The sequence below is a fragment of the Chitinophaga sp. genome (assembly GCF_036566945.1).
In the GTDB taxonomy this organism is placed as follows: Bacteria; Bacteroidota; Bacteroidia; order Chitinophagales; family Chitinophagaceae; genus Chitinophaga.
Genome location: NZ_DATCVJ010000328.1, coordinates 1 through 3,758 on the forward strand (window position 1 = coordinate 1; position 3,758 = coordinate 3,758).

At 45.2% G+C, this 3,758-nt stretch carries 2 protein-coding genes; both read left to right on the forward strand.

Annotated features, from left to right (window positions below):
• Positions 1 to 117 precede the first annotated feature (117 nt).
• Positions 118 to 2,682, forward strand: a complete 2,565-nt coding sequence (locus tag VIP81_RS09695) for a zinc-dependent metalloprotease (protein ID WP_331959117.1) — start codon at positions 118 to 120, stop codon at positions 2,680 to 2,682.
• 143 nt (positions 2,683 to 2,825) lie between these two features.
• A partial coding sequence (locus VIP81_RS09700) for a LacI family DNA-binding transcriptional regulator (RefSeq protein WP_331959120.1) occupies positions 2,826 to 3,758 on the forward strand: 933 nt, incomplete at its 3' end.

Genomic DNA, 3,758 nt, shown 5'->3' on the forward strand with positions numbered 1-3,758 from the left:
CCTACAGCCATTGCCGCGCTTATGGATTTTCCTCATAAGTTAATACTTAATATACGTACTTGCAAAGGTTTTTAAAAAAACACAACAAGTTATCAAAAACCAATTATTCAAACCGTAATGAGCAAACCATTTCACAACAAACTGATAATAGCCATGGCAGGCGCGATCTGCCTGGGTACTGCAGTTTTTCACCCTGCCGAAGCACAGCGGAAAAAACATTCCCGCAATGCCGCGCCAACTACTCCTGCACCTGCCAAGGACTCCACAGGAAAACCACCTATGATCAAACCTGGTCCTAAACCAGGCCCTAAACCTTTTGCCGAAATCATCACTGATAAAGCAAAATCCGACTCCGGATTGTTCAATATCTACAAACTGGATGATCGCTTCTTCTTCGAAATACCTGATTCCCTGCTTGGCAGAGATGTACTCGTAGTTAACAGAATATCCAAATCTGCAGCCGGTCTACGCGCTATGATGCTGGGATTCAGCGGCGACATCATCAACGAAAATGTGATCCGCTTTGAAAAAGGCCCTAACAATCGCATCTTCCTGAAAAACATTTCCTATTCCGATGTTTCAAAAGATTCCACACAGCCGATGTTCACGTCTGTAAGGAACTCTAACCTGCAGCCAATTGTGGCGGCATTTGATATAAAAGCACTGTCTAAAAACAACCAGGGTACCGTCATCGATCTGACCGAATTTATCGGTGGTGATAATGATATCCTCTTCTTCGACGGACAAGTGAAAAACGCACTCAAACTCGGTGGCGTTCAACCTGATAAATCTTACATCTCAGATGTAAAATCTTATCCGATGAATACGGAAATCAAAACCGTAAAAACGTATAGCAAAAGCGGTGGTCCTGCGGGTCCGGGCATGCCTCCCGGTCCGGGCGGTAACGCTACCGTAGAACTCAACAGCTCTATGGTGTTATTACCTGCGGTACCTATGCAGCCACGCTACTTCGATCCACGTGTAGGCTACTTTACCACCAGCGTAACTGACTTTGATGCAGATCCGCAAGGCGTAAAAAGACTACAAATGATTGCCCGCTGGCGCCTGGAGCCTAAACCGGAAGACTTGGAAAAATACAAACGCGGCGAACTGGTAGAACCAGTTAAACCAATTGTATTTTACATCGATCCCGCTACCCCAGAAAAATGGCGTAAATACCTGATCATGGGTGTTAATGACTGGCAGAAAGCATTTGAAGAAGCCGGTTTTAAAAACGCCATCATCGCTAAAATGGCACCTACCCCACAGGAAGATTCTACCTGGTCGCTGGAAGATGCCCGTTTCTCTGCGATCGTTTACAAACCTTCCGATGTACCTAATGCAAGCGGTCCTCACGTGAGCGATCCACGCTCCGGTGAAATCATTGAAAGTCATATCAACTGGTACCACAACGTCATGCATTTACTGCGCAACTGGTACTTTGTACAGGCAACCCCTAATGATCCCCGCGCCCGCAATATGCAATTCAGCGATGAACTGATGGGTGAACTGATCCGCTTCGTATCTTCTCACGAAGTAGGTCATACCCTGGGTCTCCGCCATAACTTCGGCTCCAGCTCTACATATCCCGTGGAAAAACTGCGTGATAAAGAATGGGTTAAGAAAAACGGACACGCTGCGTCGATCATGGACTACGCACGTTTTAACTATGTTGCCCAACCTGGTGATGGCATCAGTGGTGCCGATCTTTACCCACGTATCAACTACTACGACAAATGGGCCATTGAATGGGGTTACAAATTAATCCCGGAAGCAAAATCTCCGGAAGCAGAAAAGCCAATTCTGAACAAATGGACTGTGGAGAAACTGAAGGATAAGAAATACTGGTTTGGTACAGAAACAAATCCCGATGATCCAAGATCACAGAATGAAGATTTGGGCGATAATGCCATGATTGCAAGTGCCTATGGTATTAAAAACCTGCAGTATATTATGCCTAACCTCCTCGCCTGGACTAAAGTTGATAACGAAGGCTATGGTAACCTGTCAGAATTATACAGAGAGATAAGCGGACAATTCGGCCGTTACATGGGTCATGTGGCTAAAAATGTGGCTGGTATCTATGAAACACCTAAAACCGTAGAACAAGCTGGTGCAGTGTATGAATATGTACCAAAGGCTACTCAGAAAGAAGCAGTTCAATTCCTTAACAAACAACTGTTTACTACGCCTAAATGGTTGATTAACCAGGATCTGCTGAGCCGCGTTGGTGGCGATGCTCTTTCTCTGGTCAGCTCCCGTCAGGAGCCAATACTGGATAGACTGATGAGTCTCAGTACCATCAATAAACTGATCAACAGCGAAGTGGCAATGGGCGCGCAAGCTTATACACCCACTGAATTGCTGAATGATCTGAAAAAATCCATCTTCTCAGAAATATATGCACACCAGTCAGTGGATGTATACCGCAGAAACCTGCAACGCACATATGTGGATAACCTGACAGAACTGATCACTCTTCCAGCTCCAAATCCAACGGCCATGATGTTTGGTTATTCAGTTGCCAGTCCAACTAAATCAGATGCTGCAAGTATTGGTCGCGCTCAGTTGATCGCACTCAGAACTGAACTGCGTGGAGCTGCTGCCGGTGGTGATGTAATGACCCGCAATCACGTACAGGACCTGATTGCCCGCATTAGCAAGGCATTGGATCCCAAATAACTATAAGGCATAAACGAAAATAACTGCACCCTTTCCGGTTATACCGGGAAGGGTGCTTTCGTTGATGTATACCCAAAGGCTGGTAATTCTTCCGGAAAATGCTTAATATCGCTACATTATTTACTCACGAAGCCTCAAAAACAGTGAAAGATCGGACTAACAAAATAACGATTTACGATATCGCTAGCAAGCTTAACCTGTCAGCATCTACCGTTTCACGTGCATTGCAAAACAATCCACTTATTAACATAGAAACGCGGGAGAAAATACAGCTGGCGGCTACTGAAATGGGGTATGTACCTAACTGGATCGCTTCCAGTTTGCGCAAAAAACGATCAAATATTCTGGGATTGATCGTGCCCCGTACTTCCATGTATTTTCAGAGTACAGCGATAAGTGGTATCCAACATGAAGCCCATAAATATGGATTCAGTATTGTAATTGGCCAATCGGACGAAACGGTGGCAATGGAAAAAGAGTTGGTACATACCTTCTACTCTCTCCGCGTAGATGGTTTGCTAGCGGTAGCTTCCATGTTTACCACCAACTTTGACCATTTCACTCCCTTTATTAAGAATAATATCCCGTTGGTATTTTATGATCGTGTACCTACAGACTTTCAGGGCTATACGATTACCGGGGATGACTTTAGAGGTGGTTTTCTGGCAACAGAACACCTGATCAAGCAAGGTTGCAAACGCATTGCGCATTTCTCCGGATTGCTTACCTGCAATCTTTATCAGCAAAGGCTTTCGGGTTATAAAGAAGCATTGGCACAATACAACATTCCCTTCGACGAACAGCTGGTATACATTCATGACCTGACAATGGATTCCGCTACTGTAGCCGCACAACAACTATTTGATGCACAAAAAATGCCGGATGGTATGTTCGCCGCCAATGACAGTTCTGCCGTAGCTTTTATACGTGAAGCCAAAAACAGGGGCATTGCCGTGCCTCAACAAATCAAAGTGGTAGGGTATTCCAATGACCTCTCCTCCCGGATCATTTCACCTTCTCTCACCACTATTGAGCAATCGGGCTATAATATGGGGCAGAAAGCGGTGGAAACAATT